Below are 18,926 nucleotides of genomic sequence, written 5' to 3' on the forward strand. Positions count from 1 at the left end.
AGTATCCGCCATGTCTTCCCCGCTTACTTTCATCGAATCGCTGCGCGCCGCGTGGCAGCGCACGAATTCGCTGCTGTGCGTCGGCCTCGATCCCGAGCCGTCGCGCTTTCCCGTGCAGTTCGACGGCCAGCCCGACGCGATCTTCGAATTCTGCCGGCAGATCGTCGACGCGACCGCGCAGTATGCGAGCGCGTTCAAGCCGCAGATCGCGTACTTCGCCGCGCATCGCGCGGAAGATCAGCTCGAGCGCCTGATCGCGCACATCCACCTCCAGCATCCGGGCCTGCCCGTGATCCTCGACGCGAAGCGCGGCGACATCGGCAGCACGGCCGAGCAGTACGCGCGCGAGGCGTTCGAGCGCTATCGCGCGGACGCGGTCACCGTGAACCCGTACATGGGCTACGACTCGGTGGAGCCGTACTTCGAGCATGAAGGCAAGGGCGTGATCGTGCTGTGCCGCACGTCGAACCCGGGCGGGTCGGACCTGCAGTTCCTCGACACCAACGGCCGGCCGCTGTACCAGGTCGTGGCCGACCTCGCGGCGAACAAGTGGAATGCGAAGAACGGCCAGCTCGGCCTGGTGGTCGGCGCGACGTTCCCGAAGGAAATCGAGATCGTACGCGGGATCGTCGGCGACATGCCGCTCCTGATCCCCGGCATCGGCGCGCAGGGCGGCGACGTGCAGGCGACCGTCAACGCGGGCCGCACCGCCGACGGCACCGGGATGATGATCAACTCGTCGCGCGCGATCCTTTACGCGAGCAAGGGCGAGGATTTCGCCGAAGCCGCCGCGCTCGCCGCGCAGAAGACGCGCGATACGATCAACGCGTATCGCTGAAATATCGCCGAAACACGGGCTGTCTGCACGGGCGGAGGCCGCCCCTGCCGCTGCGTCGGCGAATCAGCGTTCGCGTTCGTCGAGCAGCTTCAGCAGTCCGCGCAGCGCATGCGTGGCCGCCTGCGTGCGGATCTGCTCGCGGTCGCCCTTGAATACGAGGGTCTCGACGTCGGTATGCAGCCGGTTGCTCCACGCGAACGACACGGTGCCGACTGGCTTCTTCTCGCTGCCGCCCGCCGGGCCGGCGATGCCGGTGACGGACAGCGCGACCTGCGCGCGGCTGTTGCGCAGCGCGCCTTCGGCCATCGCGCGCGCGACCGGCTCGCTGACGGCGCCGTGTTTCTCGATCAGGTCGGGCGGCACGCCGATCATGTCGATCTTCGACTGGTTCGAGTAGGTGACGAAGCCGCGCTCGAACCACTGGCTGCTGCCGGAGATGTCGGTGATCGCGGCGGCGATCATGCCGCCCGTGCAGGATTCGGCGGTGGCGAGCGACAGGTGCTCGTCACGCAGCTTGTTGCCTGCGCGGATCGCAAGCTGATGGACGACGGAATCGGTTGGCATGCGCGTCGGGAAACGGGAGTCGGGAAATCGGTCAGCCGACGACGGAGCGCCAGAACGCGATCACGAGCAGCGTCATGAACGCGGCGATCAGGTCGTCGACCATGATGCCGAGCCCGCCTTTCACGCGACGGTCGAAATAGCGGATCGGCGGCGGCTTGAGCATGTCGAAGAAGCGGAACACGACGAACGCCCACAACTGGCCGATGAAGGTCGCGGGCGTGACGAACAGCATCACGAGCCAGATCGCGACGATCTCGTCCCAGACGACGGCGCCCGGATCGGACGTGCCCATCTTCCGCGCGGTGAAACCGGTGATCCACGTGCCCGCCGCGAAACCGACCGCGATCAGCGCCCACCATTCGGGCACCGTCAGGTAGCGGTTGAACACCACGAACGTGAGCCAGCCGAACAGCGAGCCGAACGTGCCGGGCATGAACGGCGCGAGCCCGCTGCCGAAGCCGAGCGACACGATGTGCGCCGGGTGCGACAGCATGAAGCGCGCGGTGGCGCGCTGCGGCACGTGTCGGGCGGCGCCGGGCGCGGCCGCGGATTGCGCGGTCGGGTCAGTCTGCATGGAAGTGGTCGAAACCGTGCAACGTGAGAGTCAGGGGGGCGCCGGCGGCGTCGCGCCACGCGATCGCGGGCTGCTCCGACGGCGAGGACAACGCGTGTATTGTACCGACTCGCGTCACCCGAACGCCGGCGCTCGCGCCCGCTGCCTCGATCGCCGCGCGGGCCGCGGCCGGCGCGGTGAAGCACAGTTCGTAATCGTCGCCGCCGGCGAGCGTGCAGCGTCGCTGCACGTCGGGCGGCAGCGTCGCGAGCGCGGCCGAGCGCGGCACCGCGTCCGCGTCGATCTCGGCGCGCACGTTCGAGCGGGTCAGGATGTGCTGCAGGTCGCCGGCGAGGCCGTCCGAGATGTCCAGCGCCGCATGCGCGACGCCGGCGAGCGCAAGCCCGAGCGCGATACGCGGCTCGGGACGCTCGAGCGCCTGCCGGAACGCGGCGGCTTCGTCCGCGCCGGCGGTCCATTCGCCGCGCGCGAGCCCGAGCCCCGCGCGGGCGTCGCCGAGCGTGCCGGACACCCAGACGTCGTCGCCGTCGCGCGCGGCGTCGCGCCGCAGCGCCGCGTCCGGCGAGACTTCGCCGAACACGGTCACGCACAGGTTCAGCGGCCCGCTCGTCGTGTCGCCGCCGATCAGTTCGCAGCCGAACCGCTCGGCGAGCGCGAACAGCCCATTGCTGAACGCCTCGAGCCACGCCGCGTCGGCGCGCGGCAGCGCGCACGCGAGCGTGAACGCGCGCGGCTCAGCGCCCATCGCCGCGAGATCCGACAGGTTGACCGCGAGCGTCTTGTGTCCGAGCGCGTCGGGCGCGACATCGGGGAAGAAATGGCGGCCTTCGACCAGCATGTCCGTCGAAATGGCCAGCAATTTGCCGGATCGAGGCGCGATCAGCGCGCAATCGTCGCCGATGCCGAGCGTCGACGCACGCGCCCCCCGGGCCGCGCGGCGCGCGAAGAAGCGATCGATCAGCGAAAACTCGGACAAGGCGGCTGGCACGGCGGACGAACCCGGAAGCGGTGAAGGGAACGGCATTGTACGCAGCGAATGGCGCCGTTCCTGCACCGTTCAGTACATTTTTGTCGCGGCTGTTGCACCCGAATCGCCGGTCTGGCGGCCTTCGATTGGCGCTACAATGCCGTCGAACAGTTATTCTAATCCGCACGTCAAGAGACACATGTCGACCCAAGCCTCCTCCAAAGCCAAGCTCCGCGAAGCCGCTCTCGACTATCACGAATTCCCGACCCCGGGGAAAATCGCGATCGCCCCGACCAAGCAGATGATCAACCAGCGCGACCTCGCGCTCGCGTATTCGCCGGGCGTCGCGTACGCGTGCGAGGAGATCGTCGAGAACCCGCTGAACGCCGCGCGCTTCACGGCGCGCAGCAACCTGGTCGGCGTCGTCACGAACGGCACGGCGGTGCTCGGGCTCGGCAACATCGGCCCGCTCGCGTCGAAGCCGGTGATGGAAGGCAAGGCCGTACTGTTCAAGAAGTTTGCCGGCATCGACGTGTTCGACATCGAGTTGAACGAGTCGGACCCGCACAAGCTGGTCGACGTGATCGCCGCCCTGGAGCCGACCTTCGGCGGGATCAACCTGGAAGACATCAAGGCGCCGGACTGCTTCATCGTCGAGCGCGAAGCGCGCAAGCGGATGAAGATTCCGGTGTTCCACGACGACCAGCACGGCACCGCGATCGTCGTGGCCGCGGCCGTCACGAACGGCCTGAAGGTCGTCGGCAAGGACATCAAGAAGGTGAAGCTCGTCGCGTCCGGCGCGGGGGCGGCCGCGCTCGCGTGCCTGGACCTGCTGGTCGACATCGGCCTGCCGCTCGAGAACATCACGGTGACCGACCTGGCCGGCGTGGTCTACAAGGGCCGCACCGAGCTGATGGATCCGGACAAGGAGCGTTTCGCCCGCGAAACCGAAGCCCGCACGCTGGCCGAGGTGATCGACGGCGCGGACATCTTCCTCGGCCTGTCGGCCGCCGGCGTGCTGAAGCCGGAGATGGTGAAGGGCATGGCCGAGCGCCCGCTGATCCTCGCGCTCGCGAACCCGACGCCGGAAATCCTGCCGGAAGCGGCGCTCGAAGTGCGCCCCGACGCGATTCTCGCGACCGGCCGCACCGACTATCCGAACCAGGTCAACAACGTCCTGTGCTTCCCGTTCATCTTCCGCGGCGCGCTCGACGTCGGTGCGACGACGATCACGCGTGAAATGGAGATTGCGGCCGTCAACGCGATCGCCGAGCTGGCGCAGCACGAGCAAAGCGACATCGTCGCGACCGCATACGGGATCCAGGACCTGTCGTTCGGGCCCGAATACCTGATTCCGAAGCCGTTCGATCCGCGCCTGATCGTCAAGATCGCGCCGGCCGTCGCACAGGCCGCGATGGACGGCGGCGTCGCGACGCGCCCGATCGAGGACATGGAGGCGTACCGCGTTCACCTCCAGCAGTTCGTGTACCACAGCGGCACGACGATGAAGCCGATCTTCCAGCTCGCGCGCAGCGCGCCGGCGGAGAAGAAGCGCGTCGTGTTCGCGGAGGGCGAGGAAGAGCGCGTGCTGCGCGCCGTTCAGATCATCGTCGACGAGAAGCTCGCCAAGCCGATCCTGATCGGCCGTCCGTCGGTGATCGAACACCGTATCCAGCGCTACGGCCTGCGTCTCACGCCGGGCACCGACTTCACGGTCGTCAACACCGAGCACGACGAGCGCTACCGCGATTTCTGGCAAACGTACTACAAGATGATGGCGCGCAAGGGCATCAGCGAGCAGCTGGCCCGTGTGGAGATGCGCCGCCGCACGACGCTGATCGGCTCGATGCTGGTGAAGAAGGGCGAAGCGGACGGGATGATCTGCGGCACGATCAGCACCACCCACCGCCACCTGCACTTCATCGACCAGGTGATCGGCAAGCGCCCGGGCTGCAGCGTGTATGCGGCGATGAACGGCCTCGTGCTGCCGGGCCGCCAGATCTTCCTGGTCGACACGCATGTGAACGTCGATCCGACCCCGGAGCAACTTGCCGAGATCACGATCATGGCCGCGGAAGAGGTGCGCCGGTTCGGTATCGAGCCGAAGGTCGCGTTGCTGTCGCACTCGAATTTCGGCACGAGCAACGCGCCTTCGGCGCAGAAGATGCGCGATACGCTCGCGATCCTGCAGGAACGTGCGCCGGAGTTGAAGGTCGACGGCGAAATGCATGGCGATGTCGCGCTCGACGCGGCGCTGCGCAAGGAAATCCTGCCGGAATCGACGCTGGAAGGCGACGCGAACCTGCTGATCCTGCCGAACATCGATGCCGCGAACATCGCGTACAACCTGCTGAAGACGGCCGCCGGCAACAACATCGCGATCGGGCCGATCCTGCTCGGCGCGGCCCAGCCGGTGCACGTGCTGACCGAATCGGCGACCGTTCGCCGCATCGTCAACATGGCGGCGCTGCTGGTCGCCGACGTGAACGCCGCCCGCTGAGCCGGAAAGAATCGCGCGGCAACGGTCGAACCGGTGCCGCGCGGCGGGCGAAATTGTAAACAAAAGCAAAAAGAGGCGTGCCCGCAATGGGCACGCCGTCGGGCAGGGCGCAAACGCGCTTCCCATAAGCAGCAGCAACATCTCTCCACTCCAGGTAGCGAGCGTGGCAAGGAGGCAAAGTCTTGCCATACGAGAGATGCCGCCAATATTCTATCTCATGTAAGATAAATGTAGTCTTATTTCGGTAAAAAATGCGCGATTCCGGGCGGGGCCAGCCTTTCGATTCCCAAACGAACATTGATTCGCGCGGACAATAGCGCTACGCTAACGCCTTTGGTTGGTCGTCAACTACTTGATTTAACAGCGGGAACCCTGGTTCATGGCACGCAAGTGGCTCCGCAACGGCGCGCTCGCGTCCGTCTTCGCGATGTTCGCGATGGGTATCGTCGGTACACCGACGGGCAGTCTGGTTTCCGCCGCTTACGCACGGCAGGCCGCGTCGGCCGACTTGGCCGTCGGCGGGGTCGATACGATCCCGACCGCCCGTCTGCCGCGCGAGGCCGTGACCACGCTTGGCCTGATCGGCGCCGGTGGCCCCTATCCGTACGAGAAAGACGGCGTCGTCTTCGGCAACCGCGAGCGGATCCTGCCGAAGGCGAAGCGCGGCTACTACCACGAGTACACGGTGCCGACGCCGCGCGCACGCAATCGCGGCGCGCGCCGGATCGTCTGCGGCGGGCCATTGCGCCGGATCGACAACTGTTATTACACAGACGACCACTACAACAGTTTTAAACGTATTGTTGAATGACTTCGGGATGAACGGAATGAGCGACTCCATCTACGCGCACGATACGGCGGCGGCGGAACTGTTCGCGGCCGGCGACGGCAATCTGTTTCAGCGCGTGATGCAACTCCACGCGGCGGCACAGGCCGGCGGCTCGCCGGAGCAACAGGAAGCCGAGCCCGGGCTTTCATCGAACGAGGAGCCTATGAGCCTTTTCACGACCGTGCGACCCAATCTCGTGCAGTCGATCCGCGCGTTCCGCGTGCAGGATCTCGCCGACGAAGCCAACCGGCTCGGCCAGCATTTCCTGTACGCGCATTGCGGCGCCGCGCAGTCGAAGCAGGAAGTGATGGAGACGATCGCGACGTCGTTCCTGTTTCCGAAACATTTCGGGAAGAACTACGATGCGCTGTACGACTGCCTGACCGACCTGGTCGCGAAGGCCGGCGCGCAGCCTGGTTTCGTGATCGTCCTCGAAGGGCTGCCGATCGCGCAGAAATTCGACAAGGAAGGGCGCGAAACGCTGCTCGACGTGTTCCGCGAAGCCGCCGAATTCTGGGCCGAGCGCAAGGTCGCGTTCCGCGTGTTCTATTCGTTCGCGTAAAGCGCGAACCCGTCGGCCGCCCGAACGCGGCCGATCCGGCAAAAGGCCCGCCTCGCGCGGGCTTTTTTGCGTCCGCGCGACGCATTCGCGCGGCGACCCCGAGAGCCCGCGCGCCGCGTGTCGCGACGCGTCGGGTTCGTCACCAGCCGCCCCAGCGCGCGGCCAGCGCCGCGAGCACAGCCGCGCCGGCCGTCTCGGTGCGCAGCACGCGCGGGCCGAGCGACAACGCGGTGAACCCGCGTGCGCGTGCCGCGTTTTCCTCGTCCGGCGACAGCCCGCCTTCGGGGCCGATCAGCAGCGTGACGGTCGCCGTAGGCGGCGCGTCGGGCAGCGACGCGAACGGGATGCTCGCGCGCGGCGACAGCAGCAGCCGCAGCTCGCCGTCGGCCGGCGCGGCCGGCAGCCCATCGAGCCAGGCGCCGAAGCCGCGTACCGGCGCGACGTCGGGCACGCGGTTGCGCCCGCATTGTTCGCACGACGCGCGCACGACGCCGCGCCAGTGCGCGACGCGCTTGTCCGCGCGCTCGCCGGACAGCTTCACGACGCCGCGCGCGGTCGACAGCGGCACGACCGCCGCGACGCCGAGCTCGACGGCCTTCTCGATCACCCAATCCATCTTGTCGCCGCCGGCGATGCCTTGCGCGAGCGTCACGCGATAAGGCGGCTCGGCCTCGGCCGGGTCGAACGCCTCGATCTGCGCGAGCGCGCTGCGCTTGTCGATCTCGACGAGCCGCGCGCGGTACTGGCCGCCGCTGCCGTCGAACAGCGCCAGCGCGTCGCCGGGCTGCAGCCGCAGCACTTGCGCGTGACGCGCGACGTCGGCCGGCAACGCGAGCGTCGCGTCGGTGCGCAGCGCCGCCTCGATGAAAAAGCGCGGCACGGCCGCGGTGGTGGTGGCTTCACTCATGCGTATCGCAGCTCCGTTCATGCGCTCAGACGGCGCGCGAGCGCCCAGCGGTAGCCGTCGAGATCCTCGATCTGCGCGAAGCGGTCGCCCCAGAACTGGTCTTGCGGCGCGGTCAGCGATTTTGCGCCCGCGTCGAGCGCGCGCTGCCAGGTCGCGTCGACGTCGTCGACATACAAATAGAACGATTGCGGGGCGGTTGCGCCCGCACTCTTCGGCGTGAGCGCGGTGGAGCCGAATGCACCTTCGGGCGCGAACATCACGATCAGTTGCCCGCGGTAGGTCATCTCGACGTGCATGATCGCGCCGTCCTCGTCGAGGACGTCGCGCAACTCGAAGCCGAATGCGGCCTGGAAGAACTCGATGGCCGCATGCGCATTGCGCACGGCCAGGTAAGGCGTCAACCAAGGCACGTTGGCCGGACGTGGATCGGTCATGAAATCTCCTGTCGAACGGTGTTGGCGCTTGAGCGGTTGCTCCGGTCCCATGCTTGGCAGTCCAACGGATATTGGCGCGCGGGTGCCCGGTGCGGTCCCGCGGACATGCCGGCGGGCCGCGTGCATCGTTCCGGGCGTGGGCGTCGCGGGTCGGGCGCGGGAGAACGCGCGGCCAACCCGAAGAACGATGCGTCCGCCCGGGACGCTCAGCGACGAACGCCCAGTGTATCGCGCAGCGCGCGCGGCAGGGCAAAGAGGGCCGCATGGAGCCGCGCATCGTAGTAGCGCAAGCCCTGCACGCGGCGCGCGGAGAGACGCTCGTCGATGTCGTGCGCGAACAGCGCGGCGGCATCGAGCGTGTCGCTCGCGATCGCCATCAGCCATTGGGATCCGTACAGCGGCACGTGCGCGGACAACGGATCGACGAACGCGAAGCTCGCGCGCAGGTCGGCGAGCAGCGCGGCGATGCGCGCCGCGTGGAACACCGGCGAGCCGAGATGCAGCGAGATCGCGCCGCACGGCGTGAGGATCCGCTTGAGTCGCGCGTAGAACTCGCGCGTATAGAGGCCGGCCGCCGGCGAATCGGGCGGCGTGAGGTCGAACACGACGAGATCGAAATGCTCGACGGTCGACGTGACGAAATGCGCGGCGTCGCCGATCACGACCTCGACGCGCGGGTCGTCGAGCGCGCCCTGGTGCACGTCGTCGAGATAGCGGCGCGCCATGCCGACCACTTCATCGTCGAGTTCGGCGACGACGATCCGCTCGATGCACGCGTGCTTGAGCAGCTGGCGCGCCGCGCCGCCGTCGCCGCCGCCGAGCACGAGCGCCTTGCGCGGGCACGGATGCGTGAGCGCGGCCGGGTGCGTCATGCACTCGTGGTACACGTATTCGTCGCCGACCGACGTCATCGGCCGTCCGTCCAGCGTGAACAGGCGCCCGAGCTGCGGGGTTTCCCAGACTTCGATGTGCTGGTGCGGCGACGCGACGTGCGCGAGCCGGCGTGCGTTCGGGAAGCCGTACGCGGCGTCGGGCGTGGGATGGAAGAGAAGGGTCGTGTTCACGGGCGGGCCGCTCGGGGCGGGCAGTTCCGACGCCTGAATTATAGGAGGCGTGCGGTTCCGCGGAAAAGCGTGCCGGAACACCGTGCGCCGACAAGGGAAATGTCAGCCCATCTGTTAAAATGTCGAGCTTTGCAGCCCCGTCCGTAGGCTCCGTCCGCTTCGCGTCCGTCAGGCGCCGCACCGCGCGCCGGGAACGATTGACGCTCGAGCTTCCGGATCCGCCGTGCCCCCGTTTCCTCGACTCGTTCTCCGGACTCGACATGACGACTTCGTCTCCCGCCTCCACCACCCTGATGGCCAACGCGATCCGTGCGCTCGCGATGGACGCCGTCCAGCAAGCGAACTCCGGCCACCCCGGCATGCCGATGGGCATGGCCGAAATCGGCGTTGCGCTCTGGTCGCGCCACCTGAAGCACAACCCGACGAACCCGCACTGGGCAGACCGCGACCGCTTCGTGCTGTCGAACGGCCATGGCTCGATGCTGCTGTACTCGCTGCTGCACCTGACCGGCTACGACCTGCCGATGGAAGAGCTGAAGAACTTCCGCCAGCTGCACTCGAAGACGCCGGGCCACCCGGAATACGGCATCACGCCGGGCGTCGAGACGACCACCGGCCCGCTCGGCCAGGGTCTGGCGAACGCGGTCGGCATGGCGCTCGGCGAAGCGTTGATGGCCGACGAGTTCAACCGCGACGGCGCGAAGATCGTCGATCACCACACGTACGTGTTCCTCGGCGACGGCTGCCTGATGGAAGGCATCTCGCACGAAGCCTGCTCGCTCGCGGGCACGCTGAAGCTGAACAAGCTGATCGCGCTGTACGACGACAACGGCATCTCGATCGACGGCGACGTCGTCAACTGGTTCCACGACGACACCCCGAAGCGCTTCGAAGCCTACGGCTGGAACGTGATTCCGAACGTGAACGGCCATGACGTCGACGCGGTCGACGCGGCGATCGCGAAGGCGAAGCTGTCGGACAAGCCGACGCTGATCTGCTGCAAGACGGTGATCGGCAAGGGCGCGGCGACCAAGGCCGGCGGCCACGACGTGCACGGCGCGGCGCTCGGCGCGGAAGAAATCGCGAAGACGCGCGCAGCGCTCGGCTGGAAGTGGGAACCGTTCGTGATCCCGCAGGAAGTCTATGCGGCATGGGACGCGAAGGAAGCCGGCAAGCGTGCCGAATCCGAGTGGGACGCATCGTTCGCGCAATATCGCGCGAAGTTCCCGGCAGAAGCCGCTGAATTCGAGCGCCGGATGGCCAACAAGCTGCCGGCCGACTGGGCCGAGAAGGCCGCGGCGATCATCGCCGGCGCGAACGAGCGCGCCGAGACGGTCGCGACCCGCAAGGCATCGCAGCAGGCGATCGAAGGGCTGGCTGCCGCACTGCCGGAACTGCTCGGCGGCTCGGCCGACCTGACCGGCTCGAACCTGACCAACTGGAAGGCATCGAAGGCGGTCCGCGCGAACCCGGAAGGCGCGGGCGTGCTGCTCGGCAACCACATCAACTACGGCGTGCGCGAATTCGGCATGAGCGCCGCGATCAACGGCCTCGCGCTGCACGGTGGCCACAAGCCGTTCGGCGGCACCTTCCTGACGTTCTCCGACTACAGCCGCAACGCGCTGCGCGTCGCGTCGCTGATGAAGGTCCCGTCGATCTTCGTGTTCACGCACGATTCGATCGGCCTCGGCGAAGACGGCCCGACGCACCAGTCGATCGAGCACGTGTCGAGCCTGCGCCTGATCCCGAACCACGACGTATGGCGTCCGGCCGACACGGTCGAGACGGCCGTCGCATGGACCCACGCGGTTGCCGCAGACCGTCCGTCGAGCCTGATCTTCAGCCGCCAGAACCTCGCGTTCAACCCGCGCACCGACGCGCAGATCGCGAACATCGAGAAGGGCGGCTACGTGCTGAAGGACTGGGACGAAGAGATCGTCGCGCGCAAGATCATCCTGATCGCGACGGGCTCGGAAGTCGAACTCGCGATGAAGGCCGTCGAGCCGCTCGCGCAGCAGGGCATCGCGGCCCGCGTCGTGTCGATGCCGTCGACCAACGTGTTCGACCGCCAGGACGCCGAATACCGTGAACGCGTGCTGCCGCACGGCGTGCGCCGCGTCGCGATCGAAGCGGGCGTGACCGCGTTCTGGCACAAGTACGTCGGCCTCGAAGGCGGCGTCGTCGGGATCGACACGTTCGGCGAATCGGCCCCGGCCGGCGTGCTGTTCAAGTACTTCGGCTTCACTGTCGAGCACGTCGTCGAGACCGCGAAGGCCGTGCTGGCCTAAAAGCATTCGCGACGCGCGCCACCCCCGCGCGCGTCGCACCGTGAAGCTGCACGAAACGAATTTTTTCAGCCATCAGGAGATAGACCATGACGATTCGCGTCGCAATCAACGGCTACGGCCGTATCGGCCGCAATACGCTGCGCGCGTTTTATGAAAACGGCAAGAAGCACGATCTCGAGATCGTCGCGATCAACGATCTGGGCGATGCGAAGACCAACGCGCACCTGACCCAGTACGACACCGCGCACGGCAAGTTCCCGGGCGAAGTGTCGGTCGACGGCGACTACCTCGTCGTGAACGGCGACAAGATCCGCGTGCTGGCCAACCGCAACCCGGCGGAACTGCCGTGGGGCGAGCTGGGCGTCGACGTCGTGATGGAATGCACGGGCTTCTTCACGACGAAGGAAAAGGCGAGCGCGCACCTGAAGGGCGGCGCGAAGAAGGTGATCATCTCGGCGCCGGGCGGCAAGGACGTCGACGCGACGATCGTCTACGGCGTGAACCACGACGTGCTGAAGGCCGAGCACACCGTCATCTCGAACGCATCGTGCACGACGAACTGCCTCGCGCCGCTCGTCAAGCCGCTGAACGACAAGATCGGCCTCGAAACCGGCCTGATGACGACGATCCACGCGTACACGAACGACCAGGTGCTGACGGACGTCTATCACGAAGACCTGCGCCGCGCGCGTTCGGCCACCCACAGCCAGATCCCGACGAAGACGGGTGCTGCATCGGCCGTCGGCCTCGTGCTGCCGGAACTGAACGGCAAGCTCGACGGTTACGCGATCCGCGTCCCGACGATCAACGTGTCGATCGTCGACCTGTCGTTCATCGCGAAGCGCGACACGACGGTCGAGGAAGTCAACGCGATCATGAAGGAAGCATCGGAAGGCGCGCTGAAGGGCATCCTCGGCTACAACGACGCACCGCTGGTGTCGATCGACTTCAACCACAACCCGGCTTCGTCGACGTTCGACGCGACGCTGACCAAGGTGTCGGGCCGCCTCGTCAAGGTGTCGAGCTGGTACGACAACGAGTGGGGTTTCTCGAACCGCATGCTGGATACGGCAGTCGCATTCGCGAACGCGAAGTAATCCCGCACGTCGCGCGGCCGCCGCAAGGCGGTCTGCGTGACGAACGAGCCCGGCCCGGTTTTTCCGGCCGGGCTTTTTTATTGCCCGGCGTTCGCCGTCACGTGTTCGAGCGCGTCGACGAACGCACGCTTCAACGGGCTGTCGAGGTCGGTCCACGCGAGGCCGATGCCGGTCCGGTGCCCGGCCAGGTCGAGCGGCCGCGCGAGCACGTTCGGCGGCAGCGCGCTCGCGGCTTCCGCCGGGATCAGCCCGATCCCCATCCCGGCCGCGACGAGCGCGAGCATCGTCGTGAATTCGCCGAATTCCTGCGCGATCTCGAGCGTCGTGCCCGCGCGGCTCAGCGCGAGCAGCATGTCGTCGTGAAAGCCGGGCGCGTAGCGGCGCGCGAGCACGAACGCGGGCTGGCCGCGCAACGCGGCCGGCGCGATCGTCTCGTGCGCGGCGAGCGGATGGTCGATCGGCAGCGCGACGACGAAGCCCTCCTCGAGCACCACGCGCGTGTCGATGCCCGCATACGCGGCCGGCAGCCGGATCATTCCGAAATCGATGCGCCGGTCGCGCAGCGCGGCAATCTGGTCGGGTGTCGGCAGATCCTTCAGCTCGAGCGCGATCAGCGGATAGCGCTCGCGCATCGTGCGCAGCACGGCCGGCAGCAGCGCCGGCAGCACCGACGACACGAACGCGATGCGCAGCGTGCCGATCTCGCCGCGGCTCGACAGCCGCGCCATCTGCTCCGCACGCGCGGCCTGCTGCAGCGTCGCCCGCGCCTCGGGCAGGAACACGCGCCCGGTATCGCTGAGTTCGACCTTGTGGCGGTCGCGCTCGAACAGGCGTGCGCCCAGATCTTCCTCGAGCGCCTTGATCTGCATGCTCACCGCGGATTGCACGATGAACAGGCGCTGCGCGGCGCGCCCGAAATGCAGCTCTTCCGCGAGCGTGACGAAGGCGCGCAATTGCTTGAGTTCCATGGTGGGCGGGCGGCAGCAGACGGTGATCGGATTTCATGATAACCGGATCAAAAAAGACCATTGGCGTGACCCCGGCCGAGCGCCGAAGATACGCTCATCGCGAGACCGGCCGCGACCGGCGGGCGGCTCGATGGCACGAGGAGACATGCATGAGCAACGCGCTTGACCGGTTCCGCCTGGACGGCCGCCGCGCACTGATCACGGGTTCCGGACGCGGGATCGGGCTGACGCTCGCCCGCGGGCTCGCGGAGGCCGGTGCGGCGATCGTGATCAACGATCGCAATGAGGAGAAGGCCGCGACGCTCGCGCGCCATTTCCGCGACGAAGGTTTCGCGGCCGATCACGCGGTGTTCGACGTCGCCGAGCACGCGCAGGTGCGTGCGGCAATCGACGATGTCGAGGCGCGCGTCGGCGCGATCGACATCCTCGTGAACAACGCGGGCATCCAGCGCCGTGCGCCGCTCGATGCATTCGATCCGGACGACTGGCATGCGCTGATGCGCGTGAATCTCGACGGCGTGTTCAACGTCGCGCAGGCGGTGGCGCGCCACATGATCGCGCGCGGCCGCGGCAAGATCATCAACATCTGCTCGGTGCAGAGCGAGCTTGCGCGGCCGACGATCGCGCCGTATGCGGCGACCAAGGGCGCGGTGCGGATGCTGACGAAAGGGATGTGTGCCGACTGGGCGCGGCATGGCATCCAGGCGAACGCCCTCGCGCCAGGCTATTTCGAGACGGAGCTGAACCGCGCGCTGGTCGACGACGCGGCGTTCTCCGACTGGCTGTGCAAGCGCACGCCAGCCGGCCGCTGGGGGCGCGTCGACGAGCTGTGCGGCGCGGCGATCTTCCTCGCATCGGCCGCATCGGATTTCGTGAACGGCCAGACGCTGTTCGTCGACGGCGGCCTGATCAGCGCGGTATAGGAGAACGTCATGCGTATGCGTTGCATGTGTCTCGTGATCCACGGGCCGAACGACCTGCGGCTCGAAGAGCAGGACGCGGGCGAGATCGGCCCGGGCCAGGTGCGCGTCGATGTCGCGATGGGCGGCATCTGCGGCTCCGATCTCCATTATTTCCGGCATGGCGGCTTCGGCGCGATCCGGCTGCAGCAGCCGATGGTGCTCGGCCATGAAGTGGCCGGCACGGTGGCGGCGGTCGCGCCGGACGTGACGTCGGTGAAGGTCGGCGATCGCGTCGCGGTGAATCCGAGCCGCCCGTGCGGCGCGTGCCGCTACTGCCTGGAAGGGCTCCCGAACCAGTGTCTCGACATGCGCTTCTACGGCAGCGCGATGCGCATGCCGCACGTGCAGGGCGCATTTCGCAACGCGCTCGTGTGCGATGCCGCGCAGTGCGTGAAGGTGGCGGACCATGTGCCGCTGTCGCTCGCGGCGCTCGCCGAGCCGTTCGCGGTCGGGCTGCATGCGGTGTCGCGCGCCGGCCCGCTGATCGGCCGCCGCGTGCTCGTGTCGGGGTGCGGGCCCATCGGCGTGCTGGCGGTCGCGGCGGCGCGCGTGCACGGCGCGGCGGAGATCGTCGCGACCGACGTGGTCGATGCGCCGCTCGAGGTTGCCCGCGCGCTCGGCGCGGATCACGCGATCAACGCGTCGACGGACACCGGCTGGGTCGCGCGCTACGGCGCCGACAAGGGGACGTTCGACGTGATGATCGAGTGTTCGGGCAATGCGCGCGCATTGCGCGACGGCCTCGACGTGATGCGGCCGCGCGGCGTCGTCGTGCAGCTCGGGCTCGGCGGCGACGTCAGCCTGCCGCAGAACGTCGTGGTCGCCAAGGAGCTGTCGATCTGCGGTTCGTTCCGCTTCCATGCGGAATTCGCGCTCGCGGTGCAGTTGATCAATGCGCGGCGCGTCGACCTGAGCCCGGCCGTGACGGGCGTGTTCCCGATGCGCGACGCGAATCGCGCGTTCGAGCTGGCCGGTGACCGGCAGCGTGCGATGAAGGTGCTGATCGATTTCGCGCACGAGGGGGCATGATCGTCTGCTGATGGCGCGACGGCGCGCATGCGGAAAAGGCACGCCCGCGATTTGCGGAGCGTGCCTTTTTCATTGGCCGGGGCGAAAGCGGGCTATTGCGTGACTTGCCGCGCGCCGACGCGCTGCGACGCGAGCCACAGGGCGATCAGCACGCCGGAGAGCGCCGCGCCCGCGATGCACACGCCACGCCAGCCGTCGACGCCGTACGCGACGCTCGCCGCGAACGACCCGAATGCGCCGCCGATGAAGTAGCTCGTCAGGTAGATCGTCGTCACGCGGCTGCGCGCGTGGCCGGCGAGCGCATAGATCACGCTCTGGTTCGAGATGTGCATGCCCTGCACGCCCACGTCGAGCAGCAGGATGCCCGCGATCAGCGCGACGAGCGAATGCGCGCCGGCCGCGATCAGTGCGAACGAGGCGAGCACGGCCGCCGCGAACAGGCCGGTCGCCGCGTTGCCGTGGCCGCGATCGACGAGGCGGCCGGCCGACGTCGCCGCGAGCGCGCCCACCGCGCCGACGATCCCGAACAGGCCGATCTGCCCTTCGGAATAGCTGTACGGCGGCTGGCTCAACAGGAACGTGAGGCCGGTCCACAGCAGGCTGAAGCATGCGAACACGAGCGCGCCGTAGGTCGAGCGCAGCGCGATCAGCGGCTGCGCGCGCACCAGTGCGACGAGCGACTTCATCAGCGCCGCGTAGTCGAGCCGTGCGTGGCGGCGATCCTTCGGCAGCTTCGCGGCGAGCACGCCGGTCAGCGCGAGGATCATCGCCGCGGCGATTCCGTACACCGCGCGCCAGCCGAACCCGTCGGCGATCGCGCCGGCCGCGACGCGCGCGAGCAGGATGCCGAGCAGCAGTCCGCTCATCACGGTGCCGACCGCGCGGCCGCGCGTGCGCGCATCGGCGAGCGAGGCGGCGAACGGCACGAGCAGCTGCGTCGAGCACGTGACGAAGCCGAGCGCGACGTTCGCGACGACGAACATCGTGAAGTTCGTGCTGAACGCGACGGCGACCAGCGCGATCACGTTGAGCGCGAGCAGTCGCACGATCAGCGTATGGCGATTGACCGCGTCGCCGAGCGGGACGATCAGCAGCAGGCTCGCCGCATAGCCGAGCTGGGTCAGCGTGACGAGATAGCCGAGTTCGGCGGGCGGGCGGCCGAAGCTGTGGGCGATCGCCGCGAGCAGCGGCTGCGCGTAATAGATGTTGCCGATGACGATGCCGCACGCGCAGGCGAACAGCAGCGTCATCGCGCGGGTCAGGGGAGGATGGTTGTCGTGATGCGGTTCCATGGTCGCGAAAAAACAGCGGCGCCGGCCGGCGGCATGGGCCGTCGGCAACGCGGGGTTGCGGAAGTCGGGGCCGGCTTCAACGGCTCGGCGATGCGCCGATGCGCGCCGGGCGGAGCGTGGCCGGCGTCCGGATGAGGTTGGCGGCGGCGCGTCGTGCGGCGGGCGAAGGGAGGGCGGGCCCGGGTGGGCCGCTCCGGTGCGGCGGCCAGGCGCCGTGGGCGGGAGCGGATGTGCGTATGATGCGGAAATCGAACCATAGCGTCCAAGACTGGATTCTTATGGTATCCATTGGCGTTACCAATACATCGCCCACGATGCTACTCCGCCACATCCGCTATTTCCTGGCCGTCGCCGAGCAGCGCAGCTTCACGCGCGCGGCCGATGTTCTGCACGTGTCGCAGCCGACGCTGTCGCAGCAGGTCCGCCAGCTCGAGGACATGCTCGGCGTGCAGCTGTTCGACCGATCGGGCCGCGCGGTGCAGCTCACCGAATTCGGCGAGGTCTACGCGCGTCACGCGCGCGCGGCGCTGCACGAGCTCGATGCGGGGCAGCGCGCGCTGCACGACGTCGCCGATCTCGGCAGCGGTTCGCTGCGGCTCGCGATGATGCCGACCTTCGCGGCCTACCTGAGCGGCTCGCTGATCGACGCGTTCCATGCAGATTTCCCGAACGTCGCGCTGACGATCGACGCGATGCCGCAGGAGCGCATCGAGGCGCTGCTCGCCGACGACCGGCTCGATGCGGGTTTCGCGTTCGTGCCGCCGCGCGCGCCGGACATCGACGCGCTGCCGCTGTGGGACGAACCGCTCGCGCTCGTGACGGGCCGCACGCATCGCCTTGCCCGCCGCCGGCGCGCGCTGAGCCCGGCCGAGCTCGTCGGCGAGCCGCTGGTGCTGCTGAGCCGCGCGTTCGCGACGCGGGAAAGCATCGACCGGTATTTCATCGAACAGGGCGCGCGGCCGACGATCGCGATCGAGACGAACACGGTCAGCGCGGTGCTGGAGCTCGTGCGCCGCGGGCGGCTCGCGACGGTGCTGCCGGACGCGGTCGCGCGCGAGAGCGGCGACCTGTGTGCGCTGGCGCTCGATCCGCCGCTGCCGTCGCGCACGGCGGCGCTGCTCACGCGCAAGGGCGCGTACCGCAGCGTCGCGGCGCGCGCGTTCATCGCGCGTGCGCTCGCGTATCGCGATCCTGCGGGGGGATGACCGGTACGACCGGCGAATGGCTGCCGCGGCGGCCGGGACCGCCGGCCGACGGCGGCGTCAGGCGCCCGGCGTCGGGAAGAAGATGCCCGCGCGTTGCGCGGCGTTCGCGATGTGCGTCTCGATCGCCGTGCCGGCCGCGGCCGCATCGCGGGCGATCAACGCGTCGACGATCGCGCGGTGCTCGTGCCACGTCGACAGCAGCAGCTCGCGCCGGTAGAACGGCATGCGCTGGCTTTCCTTCATGATGTCGGCGCTGCTGCGCAGCACCGACTCGATCGCCGCGTTGCCCGCGAGATGGATGATCCGCATGTGGAAGTCGAAGTCGAGCCGCGACGCTTCGTCGAGTGCGCTTTCGGTCAGCGCGACGTGCAGGTCGGCAAGGTTGTCCTCGAACCACGCGATGTCGTCGTCGGTGACGACGTGCGCGGCCATCCGCGCGGCGAACCCTTCGAGCGCATAGCGCATCTGGTACGTGTCGGGCGGCGACGATTGCTCGGCGAACTGCCACGGATGGGCGGCCGTCGCCTGGGCGCTTTCGACATACACGCCCTTGCCGGCGCGGATGCGCAGCATCCCGAGCGCCTCGAGCGTGGAGAGCGCCTCACGCAGCGACGCGCGGCTGATTTCCAGCTCCTCGGAGAGCTGGCGCTGGGCCGGCAGCAGGCTGCCGACCGGATACACGCCTGCCTCGATCCGGTCGCGGATCGTCGCGATGGCGGCGTCGGTCACGGTGTGCGGAACGTTTTTCATGATGTGGACGATGGCCGGTCTGACCGGCATTGTAATCCGCCCGCGCGCGATGCATGACCGGCCTACGGGAAAGCCACGATCCGCCCCTCCATGCGC

18 protein-coding genes are annotated in these 18,926 nt (G+C 68.2%); 9 read left to right on the forward strand and 9 right to left on the reverse strand.

The annotated features are described in order from the left end of the window. The first annotated feature begins 10 nt into the window (after positions 1-10). Positions 11-838, forward strand: coding sequence for an orotidine-5'-phosphate decarboxylase (gene pyrF / locus WS49_RS27690; protein WP_059535255.1), 828 nt, complete (start codon positions 11-13; stop codon positions 836-838). A 63-nt stretch (positions 839-901) separates the two neighbouring features. On the opposite strand, the gene WS49_RS27695 is transcribed toward pyrF, so the two are convergent. From WS49_RS27695 to thiL, 3 genes are read right to left on the reverse strand one after another with little or no spacing between them, the layout of a single operon-like run. After that, the gene (locus WS49_RS27695; RefSeq protein ID WP_059535257.1) at positions 902-1,402 is read right to left on the reverse strand and encodes a CinA family protein; all 501 of its coding nucleotides are present in this window, start codon (positions 1,400-1,402) and stop codon (positions 902-904) included. Between the two features lie 31 nt (positions 1,403-1,433). After that, positions 1,434-1,976 (reverse strand): phosphatidylglycerophosphatase A family protein, encoded by a 543-nt coding sequence (locus WS49_RS27700; RefSeq protein ID WP_059535259.1) that lies wholly within the window; start codon positions 1,974-1,976, stop codon positions 1,434-1,436. Continuing rightward, positions 1,966-3,000: a thiamine-phosphate kinase gene (thiL, locus tag WS49_RS27705; protein WP_156441465.1), complete on the reverse strand. Its 1,035-nt coding sequence runs from the start codon at positions 2,998-3,000 to the stop codon at positions 1,966-1,968. Before thiL ends, WS49_RS27700 begins: the two co-directional genes overlap by 11 nt. Before the next feature lie 100 nt (positions 3,001-3,100). On the opposite strand from thiL, the gene WS49_RS27710 reads away from it, so the two are divergent. The 3 genes from WS49_RS27710 to WS49_RS27720 all read left to right on the forward strand — a co-directional run bounded on the left by WS49_RS27710 (position 3,101) and on the right by WS49_RS27720 (position 6,834). Beyond that, positions 3,101-5,443, forward strand: coding sequence for an NADP-dependent malic enzyme (locus WS49_RS27710; protein WP_269467394.1), 2,343 nt, complete (start codon positions 3,101-3,103; stop codon positions 5,441-5,443). 379 nt (positions 5,444-5,822) lie between these two features. Then, positions 5,823-6,254: a ribonuclease gene (locus WS49_RS27715; protein ID WP_014898117.1), complete on the forward strand. Its 432-nt coding sequence runs from the start codon at positions 5,823-5,825 to the stop codon at positions 6,252-6,254. A 16-nt stretch (positions 6,255-6,270) separates the two neighbouring features. Next, positions 6,271-6,834: a barstar family protein gene (locus tag WS49_RS27720; RefSeq protein ID WP_059535504.1), complete on the forward strand. Its 564-nt coding sequence runs from the start codon at positions 6,271-6,273 to the stop codon at positions 6,832-6,834. A 139-nt stretch (positions 6,835-6,973) separates the two neighbouring features. Here WS49_RS27720 and WS49_RS27725 read toward each other — a convergent pair whose 3' ends face one another. The 3 genes from WS49_RS27725 to speE all read right to left on the reverse strand — a co-directional run bounded on the left by WS49_RS27725 (position 6,974) and on the right by speE (position 9,239). Next, positions 6,974-7,741, reverse strand: a complete 768-nt coding sequence (locus WS49_RS27725; RefSeq protein WP_059535263.1) for a 16S rRNA (uracil(1498)-N(3))-methyltransferase — start codon at positions 7,739-7,741, stop codon at positions 6,974-6,976. A gap of 17 nt (positions 7,742-7,758) precedes the next feature. Then, positions 7,759-8,175 carry a VOC family protein gene (locus WS49_RS27730; protein ID WP_059535265.1) on the reverse strand — a complete coding sequence of 139 codons (417 nt, stop codon included), beginning with the start codon at positions 8,173-8,175 and terminating at the stop codon, positions 7,759-7,761. A gap of 206 nt (positions 8,176-8,381) precedes the next feature. After that, positions 8,382-9,239: a polyamine aminopropyltransferase gene (gene speE / locus WS49_RS27735; RefSeq protein ID WP_059535267.1), complete on the reverse strand. Its 858-nt coding sequence runs from the start codon at positions 9,237-9,239 to the stop codon at positions 8,382-8,384. A 260-nt stretch (positions 9,240-9,499) separates the two neighbouring features. On the opposite strand from speE, the gene tkt reads away from it, so the two are divergent. Together tkt and gap are read left to right on the forward strand one after the other, a co-directional pair. After that, positions 9,500-11,527, forward strand: a complete 2,028-nt coding sequence (tkt, locus tag WS49_RS27740) for a transketolase (protein ID WP_059535506.1) — start codon at positions 9,500-9,502, stop codon at positions 11,525-11,527. An 86-nt stretch (positions 11,528-11,613) separates the two neighbouring features. Next, complete coding sequence (gene gap, locus WS49_RS27745; RefSeq protein ID WP_006485712.1) at positions 11,614-12,624, forward strand: type I glyceraldehyde-3-phosphate dehydrogenase; 1,011 nt, start codon at positions 11,614-11,616, stop codon at positions 12,622-12,624. A 77-nt stretch (positions 12,625-12,701) separates the two neighbouring features. Here the strand turns inward: gap and WS49_RS27750 are convergent, their stop codons facing one another. Next, complete coding sequence (locus tag WS49_RS27750) at positions 12,702-13,592, reverse strand: LysR family transcriptional regulator (RefSeq protein WP_059535269.1); 891 nt, start codon at positions 13,590-13,592, stop codon at positions 12,702-12,704. Between the two features lie 149 nt (positions 13,593-13,741). On the opposite strand from WS49_RS27750, the gene WS49_RS27755 reads away from it, so the two are divergent. Both WS49_RS27755 and WS49_RS27760 read left to right on the forward strand, forming a co-directional pair. Beyond that, on the forward strand, positions 13,742-14,515 hold the full coding sequence (locus tag WS49_RS27755) for an SDR family NAD(P)-dependent oxidoreductase (protein ID WP_059535271.1): 774 nt from the start codon (positions 13,742-13,744) through the stop codon (positions 14,513-14,515). 9 nt (positions 14,516-14,524) lie between these two features. Beyond that, complete coding sequence (locus tag WS49_RS27760; RefSeq protein WP_059535272.1) at positions 14,525-15,583, forward strand: L-idonate 5-dehydrogenase; 1,059 nt, start codon at positions 14,525-14,527, stop codon at positions 15,581-15,583. A gap of 92 nt (positions 15,584-15,675) precedes the next feature. Here the strand turns inward: WS49_RS27760 and WS49_RS27765 are convergent, their stop codons facing one another. Beyond that, a complete protein-coding gene (locus WS49_RS27765; RefSeq protein WP_059535274.1) occupies positions 15,676-16,875 on the reverse strand; it encodes an MFS transporter in 1,200 nt (399 codons plus the stop codon). 314 nt (positions 16,876-17,189) lie between these two features. Between WS49_RS27765 and cynR the strand changes: the two genes are divergently transcribed. Continuing rightward, on the forward strand, positions 17,190-18,080 hold the full coding sequence (gene cynR, locus WS49_RS27770) for a transcriptional regulator CynR (RefSeq protein WP_059535276.1): 891 nt from the start codon (positions 17,190-17,192) through the stop codon (positions 18,078-18,080). Positions 18,081-18,137: 57 nt separating this feature from the next. On the opposite strand, the gene WS49_RS27775 is transcribed toward cynR, so the two are convergent. After that, positions 18,138-18,860, reverse strand: coding sequence for a FadR/GntR family transcriptional regulator (locus WS49_RS27775; protein ID WP_175911119.1), 723 nt, complete (start codon positions 18,858-18,860; stop codon positions 18,138-18,140). Positions 18,861-18,926 lie beyond the last annotated feature (66 nt).

It is taken from the genome of Burkholderia sp. RF7-non_BP4, from assembly GCF_001521935.1.
GTDB classification, from domain to species: domain Bacteria; phylum Pseudomonadota; class Gammaproteobacteria; order Burkholderiales; family Burkholderiaceae; genus Burkholderia; species Burkholderia diffusa.

Excerpts from the sequence above, each read along its gene's own strand:
- cynR (WP_059535276.1), top strand. The coding sequence starts at position 17,190 with ATGCTACTCCGCCACATCCGCTATTTCCTGGCCGTCGCCGAGCAGCGC.
- WS49_RS27725 (WP_059535263.1), bottom strand. The coding sequence starts at position 7,741 with ATGAGTGAAGCCACCACCACCGCGGCCGTGCCGCGCTTTTTCATCGAG.
- WS49_RS27720 (WP_059535504.1), top strand. The coding sequence starts at position 6,271 with ATGAGCGACTCCATCTACGCGCACGATACGGCGGCGGCGGAACTGTTC.
- WS49_RS27750 (WP_059535269.1), bottom strand. The coding sequence starts at position 13,592 with ATGGAACTCAAGCAATTGCGCGCCTTCGTCACGCTCGCGGAAGAGCTG.
- WS49_RS27710 (WP_269467394.1), top strand. The coding sequence starts at position 3,101 with ATGCCGTCGAACAGTTATTCTAATCCGCACGTCAAGAGACACATGTCG.
- pyrF (WP_059535255.1), top strand. The coding sequence starts at position 11 with ATGTCTTCCCCGCTTACTTTCATCGAATCGCTGCGCGCCGCGTGGCAG.
- WS49_RS27730 (WP_059535265.1), bottom strand. The coding sequence starts at position 8,175 with ATGACCGATCCACGTCCGGCCAACGTGCCTTGGTTGACGCCTTACCTG.
- WS49_RS27700 (WP_059535259.1), bottom strand. The coding sequence starts at position 1,976 with ATGCAGACTGACCCGACCGCGCAATCCGCGGCCGCGCCCGGCGCCGCC.
- WS49_RS27775 (WP_175911119.1), bottom strand. The coding sequence starts at position 18,860 with ATGCCGGTCAGACCGGCCATCGTCCACATCATGAAAAACGTTCCGCAC.
- WS49_RS27755 (WP_059535271.1), top strand. The coding sequence starts at position 13,742 with ATGAGCAACGCGCTTGACCGGTTCCGCCTGGACGGCCGCCGCGCACTG.
- thiL (WP_156441465.1), bottom strand. The coding sequence starts at position 3,000 with ATGCCGTTCCCTTCACCGCTTCCGGGTTCGTCCGCCGTGCCAGCCGCC.
- WS49_RS27715 (WP_014898117.1), top strand. The coding sequence starts at position 5,823 with ATGGCACGCAAGTGGCTCCGCAACGGCGCGCTCGCGTCCGTCTTCGCG.
- tkt (WP_059535506.1), top strand. The coding sequence starts at position 9,500 with ATGACGACTTCGTCTCCCGCCTCCACCACCCTGATGGCCAACGCGATC.
- WS49_RS27760 (WP_059535272.1), top strand. The coding sequence starts at position 14,525 with ATGCGTATGCGTTGCATGTGTCTCGTGATCCACGGGCCGAACGACCTG.
- WS49_RS27765 (WP_059535274.1), bottom strand. The coding sequence starts at position 16,875 with ATGGAACCGCATCACGACAACCATCCTCCCCTGACCCGCGCGATGACG.
- gap (WP_006485712.1), top strand. The coding sequence starts at position 11,614 with ATGACGATTCGCGTCGCAATCAACGGCTACGGCCGTATCGGCCGCAAT.
- WS49_RS27695 (WP_059535257.1), bottom strand. The coding sequence starts at position 1,402 with ATGCCAACCGATTCCGTCGTCCATCAGCTTGCGATCCGCGCAGGCAAC.